This window comes from Gordonia sp. CPCC 205515 (genome assembly GCF_048537925.1).
Lineage (GTDB): Bacteria > Actinomycetota > Actinomycetes > Mycobacteriales > Mycobacteriaceae > Gordonia.
This window is the reverse complement of the sequence record NZ_JBCLVJ010000008.1, coordinates 346,318-362,106: the sequence shown is the minus strand read 5'-3', so window position 1 is coordinate 362,106 and position 15,789 is coordinate 346,318. Positions and strand designations below refer to the sequence as shown.

Sequence of the window (15,789 nt, the reverse complement as noted above, 5' to 3'; positions counted from 1 at the left end):
GTAAAGGTATTCCCCATAGCGACGACGCTCCGCCGGTCTGTAGCGTGCATCACACACCATGGTTCTACATACGTTGAACTATAGCCATGGTTCCAGCCCGAGATCGTGAGACGCCGGTGCCAGGCGTCTGACAGAAAAGGCCCATCATGATCGAATCCCCCACCACCTCCGCCACGCCCGCGACGGGATCCGCGCTCCGCGGCTCCATCGGTGTCGCGGGCATCGTCTTCCTGGTCATCGCCGCCGCCGCGCCGCTGACCGCCGTCGCCGGCTCCCTGCCGGTGATGATCGCCATCGGCAACGGCGCGGGCGCCCCGATGGCCTACATCGTCGCCGCCGCCGTCCTCCTGGTCTTCAGCGTCGGCTACGCCGCCATGAGCAGCTCGGTCACCGACACCGGCGCGTTCTACGCCTACGTCACCAAGGGCCTCGGCCGACCTTCGGGCCTGGGCGCCGCCGGACTCGCGCTGCTTGCGTACACCACGATCCAGGCCGCCATCTACGGCCTGGCCGCCTCGACCCTGCAGAGCGTCGTCGTCAAGTTCGGCGGACCGGACCTGCCCTGGTGGTTCTGGGCGTTCGCACTGATGGCGCTCGTCGCGGTGCTCGGCTACCGCAGTATCGACCTCGGTGCGAAAGTCCTCGGTGTCCTGCTGCTCGCCGAGATCGCGATCATCGTCGCACTGTCGGTCGGCGTACTCGCCAAGGGTGGCGCGCACGGTATCGACTTCGTCTCCTTCACCCCGTCGGCCTTCTTCTCCGGGTCCCCCGGTATCGCGCTGATGTTCGCCATCGCCTCCTTCGTCGGCTTCGAGGCCACCGCCATCTACGGTGAGGAGGCCAAGAACCCCAAGCGGACCGTGCCGATCGCCACCTACGTCGCCGTCATCACCATCGGCGTCCTCTATGCCGTCGCCAGCTGGGCCGTGGTCCTCGCCTTCGGCAGCGACAACGTCCAGGCCGCGGCTCAGGCCGACACGGCGAACCTGGTGTTCAACGCGGCGGCCACCTACCTCGGCGGAACTGCCTCGGACATCATGATGGTCATGCTCGTGACGAGCCTGTTCGCCGCGCTGCTCGCGTTCCACAACGCCATCGCCCGCTACACGTTCGCGTTGGCCCGGGCCGGCTTCGGCCCCAAGCGCTTCATGGCCGTGCACGCGAAACACGGCTCCCCGCATGCTGGTTCGATCCTGCAGACCATCACCGCCGCCATCCTCGTGGGCGTCTTTGCCCTCGCCGGCGCCGATCCCGTGCTGCAACTGTTCACCTGGATGTCGGGCGTCGCGATCGTCGCGATCCTCGTCCTGATGGTGCTGACGAGCCTGGCCATCATCGCCTACTTCCGCCGGTCCGGCACCGACAGCCGGTTGTGGCACACCAAGATCGCCCCGGTCCTCGGCTCGCTCGGACTCATCGCCATCACCGCACTCGTCATTGCCAACTTCACCACGCTCATCGGCGGCTCCTCGGTGCTGGCCAACGTGTTCCTGGTGGTCATCGCCGCAGTCTTCCTCGGCGGGTTCGTCGCCGGGCGGGTACTGGGTGACCGCACCACCGGCGCACCGACGCTCTGACCTCTTTCCTACAGCCAAGGACGTACAACCATGTCGAAGAACACAACACCGTCAGTACTCATCGTCGGCGCAGGCTTCTCGGGTCTCATCGCGGCCCGCGAACTCGAGGCCGCCGGCATCGACGTACGCATCGTCGAGGCGCGTGACCGCATCGGCGGCCGCGCCTGGACCGATGAGCGTCTCGGCGGTCACGCGCTGGAGATGGGCGCCACCTGGGTGCACTGGATGCAGCCGTTCGTGTGGACCGAGATCACCCGTTACGGGCAGGAGATCTACCCCAGCCCGGACATCGACGACGCCTACTGGATCAGCGAGGGTGTCGTCCGACACGGCACCGAACATGACCTCGACGCAGCACTGAGTCGCCTGCAGGAGACCATCTTCGAGGGATCGCGCGAGTTCTTCCCGTACCCGCACAACCCGATGGCAATCCTCGACGACCCGACCACCGACCCGGAACTGGTCAAGCGGTTCCTCAAGGCCGACGAGGGCAGCGTGCTGGATTGCCTGCGGACCGGCGAGTTCACCCAGGAGGAGATCGATCTCGCGGACTCGTACTGGTCGGCGGGCTATCAAGGTCCGACTGCCACCGCCTCACCACTGATGGCCAAACACTGGGCGGCACTGAGCGATCACCGTAGCTCTCTGATGGACGAGCAGACCCTGCGGTTCAAGCTGACCAAGGGGATGCGCGGACTCTACGAGTCGATCGCCGCCGACGTCCGCGGTGACATTCGGTTGAATACCGCGGTGTCGCGAATCGAGCACTCCCCCAGCGGTGTTTCGGTGACGCTTGCCGATGGCAGTGTCGAGCGGGCGGATGCGGTCATCCTCACCGCTCCGATCGGTGCGTTGCGGAACATCGAGTTCTCGCCGGAACTGCCCGCCGCGCAGCAGAATGTGATCGCCGACGGCACCAACTCGGTGGGCTTCAAGATCTGGATCAAAGTGCGCGGGCGTCACTCGGTCATCGCCGGCGCGCCCGGTCAGTTCCCGATCTCGTTGCTGCGCAGTGAGAAGTTCCTCGACGACGAGGACGCCACCATCCTCGTCGGCTTCGGATCCGATCACACCGCCATCGACCTCGAGAGCATCGAGTCCGCGCAGCAGGCCGTCGATGTGTGGGGCGGCGACCTCACGGTCATCGACTGCGGTGGCCACGACTGGGTCGCCGACACCTGGTCCGGCCAGACGTGGGCGACGCTGAAGTCAGGTCAATTCTTCAACGGCTGGAGCAACTTCCACACCACGGATACCCGTCTGCGGTTCGCCGGGGCCGACTACGCCAAGGGCTGGAACGGGGTCGTCGTCGATGGTGCGATCGAGTCCGGCATCGTCAATGCACGAAAGTTGATCGCTGAGCTGCGCGCCCCGGCGTCGGCTGGGTCTGCCGGCTAGTCCGACGTTCCTCCCCCGCGATTTCGAGTGGGACCAACTGTGTCGGGTCAGTCGGGCACGCCGACGCTCACCTCGGAGGCCTTGACGAGTGCGACGACGCGCTTGCCTTCGGCCAGCCCGAGTTCCTCCGCGGCTTCCTTGGTGATCGACGACGTGATGACTTGATCGCCGCCCTCGATCCGGATCTTCACGGTGGCGTTCACGGCGCCGAGCGTGACCGAGATGACCTCGCCGGCGAGTTGGTTGCGGATCGAGAGTTTCATGAGGCGTCCTTCGGTCGTCGATTGTCCTGACAGCTAATCACGCACCGACCCGACCGAAGCGTGGTTCACGGCCATCGTGTGGATGCGGCGGTTTCGGACATGCGCGTATGCCCCGCCACCGGGTGTGGTGGCGGGGTGGCGAGCGGGACAGCTCAGGGAGCGGGAGAGGCCAGGTCGACCGTGGTGACCGACCATCCCGAGGCGATCAGCCGTGGGACGCGACGTCGCTCCTCCGGTGTGGATGGTGGTCCGGTCGGCACTTTGGGTTCGGTTGTGCTCGACCGGTTCTGGTGTGTGGGGGTGTTGGTTCGTCGCGCGGCGAGGCTGCGGGCGAAGTCGTGGGCGACGATGCCGGTGCGGTTGACCCGCGCCGGGCCCGGCCCATTACGGCCGTTGCGGGCCCAGGCGGGGCGCCCGGCGTCGGGTCCGTCTTTGATGATGTGGGTCGACCATTGGCCGGGTTGATCCCCGACCATCCGATTGTGTTTCGGGCACGCGCCGGCGAGGTCGATGATGTCGGTCAACCCGCCATCGGCCCAATCTTTTCCGCATGATGGACCTCAAGGTGGGTGAACGGCTGACTACACCCCGGACACGTGCACACCGCCCCATCGCGGGCCAGCAGCATCATCCGCTGGGCTTGATTGGCCAACCGGTGACCGTCTCCCAGATACAGTGGCTCTGCGCTGTGGCCGGTGAAGACCGCGAGGTGCGGGTGGGCGTCGGCGGCCAACTCGATGACCTCGGAGATCGGTAGCAGGTCCCCACCCGCGGTCGTCGCGACCCCGGCCCGCTCCCGCAACGCGGTTTCGCTGATGGTGACGATCAGATGCGGCGGCAAACCCCGGTGAGATTTCCCGAGCAGGCCCCCGTCGGCCACGGCCTTCAACAAGGCGTGCAGCGCATCATGATTGCGTTGGGCCTGGGTACGCCGGTCGCGTCGGGCCGCAGCCTTGAGCGCTTCGGGGTCGGCGTCATTGTGGTTGCCGCGCGGCGAGTCGGGATCGTCGGGCACATTCATCCCGGGGGCGGCCCACGCATCAAGGACCAGTCGCAGCAGGGCGGTGGTGGCGGGGTCGAGGTGGCCTTCGAGGGTGGCCATCAACTGGGTGTCCTGCTTGGACAGGTACAGCGAGCGTTGTCGTCGTCGGTCTTTGTCGTCGGTCAGGGTGCCACCGGGATCGATGCGCGCCAACAAGTCGGCGCCGAGCACCTTGAGTTCTTGCGGCATGAACGAGCGGGCATGCTCGGCCATCTCGGCCTCGGCCGCCGCACGTACCTCGGGGTCCACCGCGGCGGGGATCTTGGTGAGGATGTCGATGACGGTGATCGCGTGATCGGGGCCGATCGCCCCGTCGGCTAATGCGGCGGCCAGGTTCGGGCACTTCGGTGCCAGTAGTTCCCCGGTCAACGAGTACATCGGCATCAAGTGGAACATGAGTTTGCGGCGGCGTCCGGGGTCGGTGATGCGTAGGGCAAACGCCATGAAGTCGTTGATCGAGCGGTAGCCCTCCAAGCCGGCCACGCCGCGGTCGTTGCATTCCATCACCCGCTGTAACCCGAGGTAACTCATGCGTCGGGCACTGCGTTCGTGGGCTTCGGCCGCGGCGATGGTGTCCTGATAGGAGTCGGCGGTCGCGTTGTGGGCGGCGATCCGATCCAGAAGCTCGTCGAGTTCACCGTAGAGCGAGACCGCTGTCTCACCGACGTTGGTGCTGGTCATCGAGCCTCACCCCCAAGGTGTCGAACTGATGTTCGAAAGTCTACGCCGGTGAGGCAGCGAGGGCAAGGGCCAGAATACTGAGGTAGCTGACTACGCGTGTGCTATCGCTGGCGCACAAATACCGTCGTCGACCATGATCATCAACATTCACAAGACCGGCGGAATTGCCGGCATCGCCGAGGAGTTGGGTCCACTCGATACCTCGGACCTCGACCACGACGCCCGGAAGATCCGGCACGCCGTCCATCACGCAAACTTCTTCCGCCTTCCCACCGATATCGGAGGCGGCGCGGTGTCCGATGACTTCGTCTTCACCGCGCACATCACCGACGGCACCCGATTCCATACCGTCTCCTGGGATTCCTCAACCGCCGAGTCACATCGCAGCGCGCTGGCCGCCATTGTCGGCGCCTGTGAAGCCGCAGGTGGACGGTTCATCAATTGGAGACGCGAAGGCACACCGCTGGATTGGACGCGAACTCATGTAGCCATCAAGTTTGCGGGAGGATTTCACTTGACCGTCGAGGGCACCTCCCCCGTGCCGATGACGGTTCGCTTCAGTCCGCACCCGGACATCGGCGCCGACGGTTACCGGGAGGTGGACGTCCTCGGGGTCACGCCAGGTCACTTCTCGCCACAGGTCGTCAGTGCGTGGACGATAGCGGCAGATCTCGATGAGCTGACCGGCGGCGGGCGTGGGATCGTGCTCGTCGGTAAGACGCTGCGAGAACACATACCGCCGTTTGACAATGGGTCATAGAGCGCCGCTCAGCTGGTGGCGGGCGGCATTGACGCCGGCGGAACCTCCACCAGGGCGACCTGTTGGTCGCCGCGGCTGAGTTCGAGGTGATCGTCGTGGACCGCCCAGGTGACCGGTTGCTTCGTGAACTCGGCGACCCACTTGTCGGCGCCGTCGCGCGGCGGTGGGCAGGCCATCATGGTCGACGCGAGTTGATGGAACGTCATGGTGTCTCCGTCGACGGTGATCGAGCCGATGTGCCGGTTGCAGCCTGCGGTGAGACTGACCCGGCCCGCGTCGGGGAAAGTGATGACCAGCGGTCCGCCGCCCGGGATTTCGGTGCCCTTGACCTCGGTGGAGCTGAATGACTTGCCCGCCAATTCGTTTGCCATGGCATTGGTCTCCGTCGCAAGTGTCGTCGTCGCCGACGGTGTGGGTGCCGTCGCCGTGGATTCATCGGCGCCGCAGCCTGTTACAGCGGCGATACACGTCAACCCAGTAATCAGCCACAGGCCGACGCAGTGGCCGTCACCGAAACGCTCACGGGCAGTTCCCATGCCGTCAACCTAACTCAGAGCGGCGCCATTGGAGGCGATCACACTCCGATACCACTCGAACGATTTCTTGCGATACCGCTGCAATGTTCCGGATCCGTCGTCGTTGCGGTCGACGTAGATGAAGCCGTAGCGCTTGCTCATCTGTGCGGTGGATGCGCTGACGAGATCGATGCAGCCCCAGGTGGTGTAGCCCAGGAGGCGCACACCGTCGGTGAGGGCCTCGCCCACCTGGACGAGGTGATCGCGGTGAAAGGCGATGCGGTAGTCGTCGAGGACCGTTGGCTCGCCGTCGATCTCGACGAGTTCGTCGACGGCGCCGAGACCGTTCTCCACGATGAACAGTGGTTTCTGCCAGCGGTCCCAATAGTCGTTGAGGGCCACGCGAAGACCTTGCGGATCGATCTGCCATCCCCATTCCGATTGCGGCAGGGTGGGATTCGGGACACCGCCGAACAGGTCTCGGCCGTCGGCGGGTCCGGCTTTGTCGGCGGTCTCGCAGACGCTCACGTAGTAGCTGAACGAGACGAAGTCGACGGTGTAGCGCAGATCGTCGCGATCGGAGTCGGTGATGTCGAGTTCGACGCCGGCTTCGCGGAGTCGTCGTAGGTGGTAGCCGGGATACTCGCCGCGGCAGTGGATGTCGCCGAACGCGTAGTTGGCGTGGGCGGTGTGCATGGCCGCGACCACGTCGTCGGGGTTCGGGGTCAGCGGGTAGATCGGGACCGCGAGAATCATGCAGCCGATCTTGGCGTCCGGCACCAGTTCGTGCGCCAGCCTGGTGGCCCGCGCCGAGGCGACCAGCTCGTGGTGGATGGCCTGATGTAGATCCTGTTGCGTGAGTTGCTCTTTCGGAGTAGCAATGCCGCCCGACAGAAAGGGTTCGTGCAGCACGGAATTGATCTCGTTGAAGGTCAACCAGTATTTGACGCGATGGCCGAACCGCTCGAAGAGGACGCGGCAATACCGTTCGTAGAAGCCGATGAGTTCGCGATTGGTCCAGCCGTCATATGTGCGCGCCAGATGCAGCGGCGTCTCGTAGTGGCTGATGGTGACCAGCGGTTCGATGCCGTGGCGCTCGAGTTCGTCGAGCACCCGGTCGTAGAACGCGAGTCCGGCTTCGTTGGGTTCGGTCTCGTCGCCGAGAGGGAAGATGCGACTCCAGGCGATGGAGAAGCGGAACACGGTGAAGCCGAGGTCGGCGAAGAGGGCGATGTCCTCGGCGTAGCGGTGGTAGAAGTCGATCGCCTCGAGCTTGAGGTTGTCCGGCGTCGGCGACTCGCTCGGCGGTGTGGTGATCCCCCGGGGCATCACGTCCTGGATGGATAGGCCTTTGCCGTCGGCGTCGTAGGCGCCTTCGATCTGGTTGGCGGCGGTGGCGCCGCCCCAAAGGAAACCGTCGGGAAACGAGGTCGCCATCAGAACACCGAGTAACCGCCGTCGATGACGATCGTGTCGCCAGTGTGGTAAGCGCTGGCCGGGCTCGCCAGATAGACGGCAATTCCGCCGAAATCCTCTGGTGCGCCCCATCGCCGGACGGGGACACGCGGCAACATCTTTTCTTTGGCCGCGTCGGTGGAGAGTCCCTCCTCGGTCAGCGCGGTTTCTGTCCACCCCGGCAGAATCGAGTTTGCCCGGATCCCCTTCTTCCCGTACTCGACGGCCAGCGAACGCGTGATCGCGCACAGGGCGGCCTTGCTCGCCGCGTACGGCTGGCGGCCGGGCGAGCCGTGAATCGCCGCGACGCTGGCAGTAGCGACCAGACTCCCACCGGTCCCCTGCGCGAGCATCTGTCGCGCAGCCGCCTGCAACGACATCACCACGCCGTCGACGTTGATCGCCATAAGGGCACGGAAGTCGTCGATGTCCCTGTCCACGAACGGCACATATCCAGTGTCGGTGCCGGCGTTGGCGAAAAACGAGTCCACACGACCGAATTCGTCGACCGTCTCTTGTACAGCGCGGTCGATGGCATCGCGGTCCGTCACATCAACGGTCTTGGCCGCTGCTTTGCCACCGTGGCGGGCAAGTCGCTCCTGGGCGGCGGCGTTGCGTTCGGTGTTACGCCCCCACACGCACACGTCGGCACCCGCCGCCCCCAGTGCATCGGCCATGGCAAGACCGATGCCGGAGTTACCTCCGGAGATGACAGCGACCTGGCCGCGGAGATCGAAGGGAGTTGTGGTCACTGAGGAAGTCCTCTCGTCGAGTTACCGTGCACGCTCGTTCAGGTGCGCTCTCCCTGACCCTACGATGCGCGGTGTCCGCTGTCTGTCACCTCGTGGCGGGAACGTCACCGATCATGCTGTCGAGCCGATCGGTGATTAGGTCTTCAGCGTCGGCGACGATGCGGCGCACCAGCTCCCCGACGGTCGGGATGTCGTGGATGAGGCCTTGCGAGGTGCCGGCACTCCAGATCCCCGCCTGCGGGTCACCGAGCTCGAACACCTTGCGACCCCGTGCGCCGGCGACCTGCTCCCGCACGTCCTCGAATTGTCCACCGCGGTCGAGAATCTCGACCACTTCCCGGCTGACGGTGTTGCTGGCCACCCGCCAACGCCGCGACCAGGCCACGGGCGTCGGCGAACCCACCGGAGGCGATCATCGGGATGGTGATCTTGGCGGCGGCGGCCGGGATGAGGCCGGGGATGTCGTCCTCACCGGGGTGACCGGCGCATTCGAATCCGTCGATGCTGATCCCGTCCACACCGAGTTCTTGGGCTTTCACTGCGTGACGCACGGTGGTGCACTTGTGCAGGACCTTGACGCCTGCGTCGTGGAACATCGGTAGGTGCGGACCGGGATTGGACCCGGTGGTCTCCACGATCTTCACCCCCGACGATCACCTGTCGGTACTCGTCATAGGGCGGCGGCGTGATGGATCGCAGGATCGTCAGATTCACGCCGAAGGGCTGATCGGTCAACTCCCGGCACCGGGCGATCTCACGGTCAAGATCCTCCGGGGTGGGCTGGGTCAGTGCGGTGATGAAGCCGAGGGCACCGGCGTTGGCGACTGCGGCGACCAGTTCGGCCCGCCCGACCCACTGCATACCTCCCTGCACGATGGGATGCCGAACTCCGAAGGTCTCGGTGAACCGAGTGGAAATGACAGTGAATGCTCCTCTGTTCGAATGTCTTTCGTTGGGACCGGTCTTTCCGACGCGGCATGGATCTGGTCTGCGCACCCGCCCTCGGCCGCGATGTGACCGGGATCTGATGGTCGTTGGGTAGCGTTGCCGGAATGAGAATCAAACACGCAGCACTCATTCCGGCAGCGGCACTGGCGATGGCGCTCGCCGCGTGCGGGTCGGACGACAACACCTCGACCAATGCCCCGACGAGCGTCGCGACGGAGACCTCCGCCGCCGCGGCGACCTCCTGCCCGACCGCGGCACCGGCCGCCGACGTGCAACCGCAGTGGACGCTGCAGGGCGCCACCGGCAGCATGGAGATGACCGGCTCCACCGACACCGCGGCCCCGAAGATCACCATCACCACTCCGTTCAGCGTGACCGAGACGCAGGTCAAGACGCTGACCGAAGGCGACGGGGCCGTTGTGTCCGAGGCCGCCACCGTCTCGGTCTGTTACGAGGGTGTCGACGGTCGCGACGGCAAGGTCTTCGACAGTGCCTACCAGCGCGGCGAGCCGGCCTCCTTCCCGCTCGACGGCGTCGTCGTCGGATTCAAGAAGGCGATCGCCGGCCAGAAGGTCGGGTCGACGGTGGGTGTCGCCATGACGTCGGCCGACGGCTACCCGGACGGAATGCCCGATGCCGGCATCCAGAAGGGTGACACCCTGGTGTTCTCGCTCAAGATCCTGTCGGCACAGGGCTGACGTCGTCGACGGTTGCCCGTCGACGCATGTCGATGGGCAGGCCGTCGGCCGGGGCCGGTCCGGTGCCGTAGGTGAGGCTGAGGCGATAGTCCGACGGCACCGACCATTCGAACCGCAGCAGCATCTGATGCAAGGCGGCCTTGACTTCCATGCCGCCGAAGTACAGGCCGATGCACTTGTGCGCACCGCCGCCGAACGGCGCCCACGCGAACCGGTGCACCTTGTCCTCGCGGCGTTCCGGCGAGAACCGCTCGGGGTCCCACTTCTGTGGGTTCGGCCACCATTCCTCCCGCAGCATCGACGCCCACGGATGGATCATCACCTCGGTACCCGCAGGAATGTGGTAACCGAGAATCTCGGTGTCACGCAGGGCTTTCCGGAACAGCATGCCGACCGGCGCGTTGATGCGCAGGGTCTCCTTGAAAGCGAGATCCATGCTCGGCAGGGCGTCGAGGTCGTCGTAGTCGAGCATGGGTTTGCCGAGGGCGAGCGATTCGGCGCGTAGCCGCTCCTGCCATTCGGGGTTGCGGCCGAGGAAGTAGGTCATCATCGAGAGTGCGATGGTGCTGGTGTCGTGTGCCGCCATCATCGCGAAGATCATGTGGTTGACGATGTCCTCGTCGCTGAAGGTCTGGCCCTCATCGCTTTCCGCGCGGCACAGCACGCTGAACAGGTCGTTGCCCTCACCCGCTCGCCGCCCGGCCATCTCGGTCCGGAAATACTCCTGCAGGCGTTCGCGGCCACGCAGCCCCCGTGCCCACGTCCACTTGCCGACGTCTTTGCGGATGATCGCCTGCCCACCGCGGACGGCGGCCTCGAAGGCGTCCTCGAGTTCGGCCGACTCGCCCGGGTTGAGCGTGCCGCCCATGAAGACCTCGGTGGCCAGCGACAGCAGCATGTCCTTGGTCTCGGAGTACATCCGGAACCCTTGTCCAACTTGCCAACCCGACAACGTGCTGGCGATGTGCGGGTTGATCATGTCGAGGTAGGCGAGCAGTCGCGGGCGGGTGAATGCCTGCTGCAGGATGCGCCTATGGTGCATGTGCTCGTCGAAGTCGAGGAGCATGATGCCGCGGTGGAAGAACGGTCCGATCATCGGTTCCCAGCCCTGCTCGCTGGAGAAGGCCTTGTCGCGGTTCATCCACGCCGCCTCGATCGCCTCGGGACCGACGAGGGTGACGATCTTCATGCCGGCGACCGAACCCGACCACGAGACCGGTCCATATTTCTCGAAGCGTTTCATGGTGACCGCGAGCGGATCGACCAGGCTCTCCAGCGTATGGCCGAGCAGCGGCATGCCTTGATCGCCCATCACCGGCTTGAGACCCGACCCGGCCGGTGGCTCGGCCAGCGGTTGCGTCGGGCTCGGGTATTTGGCGGATAACTGCCCGACTTTGACCTGCAACGACTTCTTTGTGCTGCTCATCGACTTCCCTCCGGTGTCACAGGCAGCTCACTCGCTTCTTGGTACGAAATGGCCATTCTGTGTCATTGAGCTGAGTGTACGACGACAGCGGACTCTTGTCTGCAACTTGGTCGAGGTTGCGTCAACGAGGCCCGGTCGGGTTTGCCGTGACTGGTGTCCGGCCGGTCAGCCAGAGCAGCAGTTCCTGTCCGCGCTTATCGGCCCGTGGGCCGATCCTCGACGCGAACTGCCCGTCGGTCACGCTTTCCGGTGTGACGAGACGTTGCGCCATCGCTACAGCGCGGGTCGTGGGTGCGGCAGGCATGCGATAGTCCCTGCCGAGCGCGTGGGCGATGTCCCAGCCATGAACCAACAGGTCCATGATGTTGATTGCTTCGGCGTCGACTGTGCTGAAGCGCCCGAACGGGAGCGCGCAATACCGGGCGAGATCGACCGCGGACCAGGCATCGTGACTCTCGCGCACAGCGCGGGCGAGCTGCGCGGAAATGTCGTCAACCGCAATGCCCCGCAGGTCTCGTCCGCGCGGGGCGTCGGTTTCGCCCCGCGCAAACGCCGAGAACTTGTCCGTGATCGAGATCGTGTGCAGAACAACCTCTGCCACGGACCATTCAGCACACATCGACTGTCGCGCCCAATCCGCGGCATCGACATGAGCGATCACATCGACAAAAGCGTCCAACGCATCCGACAGCTCGATTGCAGGAGGCCGCGTGCTCCCGTCCACCCCATGCGCTATCGCCACACCCGGTAGCTCGCCTCCGTGATCATCACCTAATCCCTACTGCGACTCGAATCGACTCAGCAACCGCTTGGCGCTCGCACAGCGTTGCCCCGCAAAGGCGGCTCAACACACCGATTGTGGCATGGACTGACTGGACCCGTCACGAAACCGTCTCAGCTCCATGAGAGTTCAATCAGTGGCGGCTCACCGCAGGTGCTCGACGAAGAAGCGGGCGGCACAGTCACGCTCGTGGTCCGGCACCTGGTGGAGGCTGCCAGAGTGGGCATGCAGTGTCTTGTCGGTCGCACCGAAGGCGTCGAACAGGGCGATCCCCGCGTTGCGGTCGAGATGGTCGTCGTCCCAGGGAATCCGGTAGTGCACCGGGACGGTGACCTTTCCGGCTGCCGCGAGGAGTGCGTCGTCGACAAAGACGCCGCCGAGACTCAGTGCCGCGATGCGGGACTCGACCGGCGCCAGCAGGATGCCGGTGACGACGCCGAGGTTCATGCCGCCGTAGCCGACCCGTGCAGTGGTGCCGATCTCGGGAAGCGCCTGCAGGGCGTCGAGAGTTGCCTGCCATTCGGGTACCGCACGTTGCGCCACCGACAGGTTGTACTCGACGACGAGCGGGGCGATGGACTCCCCCGATGCTCGCGCGTGACGGATCGCATCGACGGCCTGTTCATCCTGGGTGCTGCGCGGCCGGTCACCGTGGCCGGGTGCGTCGATGGCCGCGACGGTGAAGCCGTGGGCGGTCACGTGGTGGAGTGCCCCGGCGACGAGGCCCGGAGCCTTCTTGTGCATGCCGCCGGAGTGCCCGGAGAGCAGGAGCGGCCCGCCGCTGTTTACGGAGTCGGGCGACCAGAGGACGCCGGTGATGTCACCGAGAGTGAAGGTGCGTTCGAGGACACCGTTCGACGATGCCTCAGAGGTGAAGTGCATGATGGTGCCTTTCGGGAGTGCTGTTCAGGCGCTCCCGGCGACACCTAGGACAGTCGCCCGACCGCGGACACGAGTGGGAGCACCCACATGGTTTCTGCGTTCATGGGTCTCACCTCCTCGAGCGGTGTTGCGGTCGGTGGTGACGGTAGCAAGTGCGGTGGTGTGGCGTCCAATGGTTTCTCGGTGCCGGGTCACCAGGGCCTTCGTGGCTCGGCTGGCGCCTCGCGCCTCAGGCACCAGGGGATGTCCCGTTACCCCACGTACTCGGCCAGGTGCTGCCCGGTGAGCGTGGAGGCGTCGGCGACGATGTCGGCGGGGGTGCCCTCGAAGACGATCTGCCCGCCGTCGTGGCCGGCACCGGGACCGAGGTCGATGATCCAGTCGGCGTGCGCCATCACGGCCTGATGGTGTTCGATGACGATCACTGACTTGCCGGAGTCGACGAGCCGGTCGAGCAGGCCGAGGAGTTGGTTCACGTCGGCGAGGTGCAGCCCGGTGGTCGGCTCGTCGAGGATGTAGACGTCACCCTTCTCCCCCATGTGCGTGGCGAGCTTGAGGCGTTGCCGTTCACCGCCGGACAGCGTGGTCAACGGCTGCCCGACCTTCAGATAGCCGAGGCCGACGTCGGCGAGGCGTTGCAGGATCTTATGGGCCGCCGGGAGTTTGGCGTCGCCGTCGGCGAAGAAGGCCTCGGCCTCGGCCACCGACATGGTGAGGACATCGCTGATATTCTTGTCACCGAAGGTGTAATCGAGGACCTCCGGCTGAAACCGCTTGCCCTCACACACTTCACACGGCGTGGCGACGCCGGCCATCATCGCCAGATCGGAGTAGATCACGCCGGCGCCATTGCAATTGGGACAAGCACCGTCCGAATTCGCGCTGAACAAACCAGGTTTGACGCCGTTGGCCTTGGCGAACGCCTTGCGGATCGGATGCAGGAGACCGGTGTAGGTGGCCGGATTGCTGCGGCGGGACCCGCGGATCGCGCCCTGGTCGATGGAGACGACACCGTCACGGTCGGCGACGGAGCCATCGATCAGGGAACTCTTGCCGGACCCGGCGACGCCGGTCAGAACCACGAGCACGCCGAGCGGGATGTCGACGTCGACATTCTGCAGGTTGTGGTTGTCGGCGCCGCGGACCTCCAGTGCACCAGTGGATTCGCGTACGTCGTCCTTGAGCGACACCCGATCGTCGAGGTGCTGTCCAGTGAGGGTCTTCGCTTTTCGCAACTGCGCGACGGTCCCCTCGAACACCACTTCCCCGCCGTCGCTGCCGGCTTTCGGTCCGAGGTCGATGACGCGGTCGGCGATGACGATGGCCTCGGGTTTGTGTTCGACGACGAGGACGGTGTTTCCCTTGTCGCGCAACTGGATCAGGAGTTCGTTCATGCGCGCGATGTCATGCGGGTGCAGCCCGATGGTGGGTTCGTCGAACACGTAGGTGACGTCGGTGAGTGACGATCCGAGGTGTCGAATCATTTTGGTGCGCTGCGCCTCTCCGCCAGAGAGGGTGCCCGACGAGCGGTCCAGGCTCAGGTAGCCGAGGCCGATGTCGACGAAGGAGTCGAGGGTTTCACCGAGCGCTTCGATCAGCGGGGCGACGGACTTGTCATCGACGCCCTTGACCCACTCGGCGAGGTCGCTGATCTGCATAGCGCAGGCTTCGGCGATGCTGATGCCGTTGATCTTCGACGACCGTGCGCCTTCGCTGAGCCGGGTGCCGTCGCATTCGGGGCAGACCGTGAAGATCACCGCGCGTTCCACGAACGCCCGGATGTGCGGCTGCATGGCGTCGACGTCCTTGGACAGGAACGACTTCTCGATCTGCGGGATCAGACCGGAGTAGGTGAGGTTGATGCCCTCGACCTTGATCCGGGTGGGTTCGCGGTAGAGCAGGTCGTGCATCTGCTTCTTGGTGAACTTGTTGATCGGCTTGTCCGGGTCGAAGTAGCCGCAGCCGCGGAAGATGCGGCCGTACCACCCCTCCATCGAGTAGCCGGGGATGGTGATCGCGCCGTCGTTGAGCGATTTCGTCTCGTCGTAGAGGGCGGCGAAGTTGAAGTCATTGACCCGGCCCATGCCATCGCATCGCGGACACATGCCGCCGGTCACCGAGAAGCTGCGTCGTTCCTTGGTGGTCTGGCCACGCTTCTCGATGGTGACCGCGCCGGCTCCGCTGACCGACGCCACGTTGAACGAATATGCCTGCGGGGAGCCGATGTGCGGTTTACCCAGCCGGCTGAACAGGATTCGGAGCACGGCGTTGGTGTCGGTGACGGTGCCGACGGTCGAGCGCGAGTTGGCGCCCATGCGTTCCTGGTCGACGAGGATCGCGGTGGTGAGGCCGTCGAGGATATCCACATCGGGGCGGGCCAGTGTCGGCATGAATCCCTGGACGAAGGCGCTGTAGGTCTCGTTGATCAGTCGCTGGGATTCGGCGGCGATGGTGCCGAAGACCAGCGAACTCTTGCCCGAGCCGGAGACGCCGGTGAACACGGTCAGCCGGCGTTTCGGGATCTCGACGCTGACGTCTTTGAGGTTGTTGACCCGGGCGCCGTGGACGCGGATCAGGTCGTGGGTGTCGGCGGGGTGGGCGGTGGCCATTC

Annotated in this window: 14 protein-coding genes and 1 pseudogene; 4 read left to right on the top strand and 11 right to left on the bottom strand. The window is 65.3% G+C overall.

Annotated elements, in window-relative coordinates; translation table 11 throughout:
- Positions 1-146 precede the first annotated feature (146 nt).
- The gene (locus AAFP30_RS13620) at positions 147-1,577 is read left to right on the top strand and encodes an APC family permease (RefSeq protein ID WP_419230450.1); all 1,431 of its coding nucleotides are present in this window, start codon (positions 147-149) and stop codon (positions 1,575-1,577) included.
- Between the two features lie 30 nt (positions 1,578-1,607).
- The gene (locus AAFP30_RS13615) at positions 1,608-2,975 is read left to right on the top strand and encodes an NAD(P)/FAD-dependent oxidoreductase (protein WP_419230449.1); all 1,368 of its coding nucleotides are present in this window, start codon (positions 1,608-1,610) and stop codon (positions 2,973-2,975) included.
- A gap of 47 nt (positions 2,976-3,022) precedes the next feature.
- Here the strand turns inward: AAFP30_RS13615 and AAFP30_RS13610 are convergent, their stop codons facing one another.
- From AAFP30_RS13610 to AAFP30_RS13600, 3 genes are all read right to left on the bottom strand, one after another.
- Positions 3,023-3,238: a TOBE domain-containing protein gene (locus tag AAFP30_RS13610; RefSeq protein WP_419230448.1), complete on the bottom strand. Its 216-nt coding sequence runs from the start codon at positions 3,236-3,238 to the stop codon at positions 3,023-3,025.
- Positions 3,239-3,390: 152 nt separating this feature from the next.
- Entirely contained in the window at positions 3,391-3,762 is a 372-nt protein-coding gene (locus AAFP30_RS13605; protein WP_419230447.1) for a hypothetical protein, read from the bottom strand.
- On the bottom strand, positions 3,759-4,961 hold the full coding sequence (locus AAFP30_RS13600; RefSeq protein ID WP_419230446.1) for a DUF222 domain-containing protein: 1,203 nt from the start codon (positions 4,959-4,961) through the stop codon (positions 3,759-3,761). Before AAFP30_RS13600 ends, AAFP30_RS13605 begins: the two co-directional genes overlap by 4 nt.
- A 133-nt stretch (positions 4,962-5,094) precedes the next feature.
- Between AAFP30_RS13600 and AAFP30_RS13595 the strand changes: the two genes are divergently transcribed.
- Entirely contained in the window at positions 5,095-5,721 is a 627-nt protein-coding gene (locus AAFP30_RS13595) for a protealysin inhibitor emfourin (protein ID WP_419230445.1), read from the top strand.
- Positions 5,722-5,729: 8 nt separating this feature from the next.
- On the opposite strand, the gene AAFP30_RS13590 is transcribed toward AAFP30_RS13595, so the two are convergent.
- The 4 genes and pseudogenes from AAFP30_RS13590 to AAFP30_RS13575 all read right to left on the bottom strand — a co-directional run bounded on the left by AAFP30_RS13590 (position 5,730) and on the right by AAFP30_RS13575 (position 9,304).
- Positions 5,730-6,257: an META domain-containing protein gene (locus AAFP30_RS13590; RefSeq protein ID WP_419230444.1), complete on the bottom strand. Its 528-nt coding sequence runs from the start codon at positions 6,255-6,257 to the stop codon at positions 5,730-5,732.
- A 9-nt stretch (positions 6,258-6,266) separates the two neighbouring features.
- Positions 6,267-7,673: a glycoside hydrolase family 1 protein gene (locus AAFP30_RS13585; RefSeq protein ID WP_419230443.1), complete on the bottom strand. Its 1,407-nt coding sequence runs from the start codon at positions 7,671-7,673 to the stop codon at positions 6,267-6,269.
- Complete coding sequence (locus tag AAFP30_RS13580) at positions 7,673-8,443, bottom strand: SDR family NAD(P)-dependent oxidoreductase (RefSeq protein ID WP_419230442.1); 771 nt, start codon at positions 8,441-8,443, stop codon at positions 7,673-7,675. Before AAFP30_RS13580 ends, AAFP30_RS13585 begins: the two co-directional genes overlap by 1 nt.
- Positions 8,444-8,528: 85 nt before the next feature.
- Positions 8,529-9,304, bottom strand: a pseudogene (locus AAFP30_RS13575) (NAD(P)H-dependent flavin oxidoreductase).
- A gap of 191 nt (positions 9,305-9,495) precedes the next feature.
- On the opposite strand from AAFP30_RS13575, the gene AAFP30_RS13570 reads away from it, so the two are divergent.
- Positions 9,496-10,089 (top strand): FKBP-type peptidyl-prolyl cis-trans isomerase, encoded by a 594-nt coding sequence (locus AAFP30_RS13570; protein WP_419230441.1) that lies wholly within the window; start codon positions 9,496-9,498, stop codon positions 10,087-10,089.
- On the opposite strand, the gene AAFP30_RS13565 is transcribed toward AAFP30_RS13570, so the two are convergent.
- The 4 genes from AAFP30_RS13565 to AAFP30_RS13550 all read right to left on the bottom strand — a co-directional run bounded on the left by AAFP30_RS13565 (position 10,064) and on the right by AAFP30_RS13550 (position 15,787).
- Positions 10,064-11,515: a cytochrome P450 gene (locus AAFP30_RS13565; protein ID WP_419230440.1), complete on the bottom strand. Its 1,452-nt coding sequence runs from the start codon at positions 11,513-11,515 to the stop codon at positions 10,064-10,066. The genes AAFP30_RS13570 and AAFP30_RS13565 overlap by 26 nt on opposite strands.
- 121 nt (positions 11,516-11,636) lie before the next feature.
- Positions 11,637-12,257: a TIGR03086 family metal-binding protein gene (locus AAFP30_RS13560; RefSeq protein WP_419230439.1), complete on the bottom strand. Its 621-nt coding sequence runs from the start codon at positions 12,255-12,257 to the stop codon at positions 11,637-11,639.
- 183 nt (positions 12,258-12,440) lie between these two features.
- Positions 12,441-13,178 (bottom strand): alpha/beta hydrolase, encoded by a 738-nt coding sequence (locus tag AAFP30_RS13555; RefSeq protein ID WP_419230438.1) that lies wholly within the window; start codon positions 13,176-13,178, stop codon positions 12,441-12,443.
- Between the two features lie 251 nt (positions 13,179-13,429).
- On the bottom strand, positions 13,430-15,787 hold the full coding sequence (locus AAFP30_RS13550; RefSeq protein WP_419230437.1) for an ATP-binding cassette domain-containing protein: 2,358 nt from the start codon (positions 15,785-15,787) through the stop codon (positions 13,430-13,432).
- Positions 15,788-15,789 lie beyond the last annotated feature (2 nt).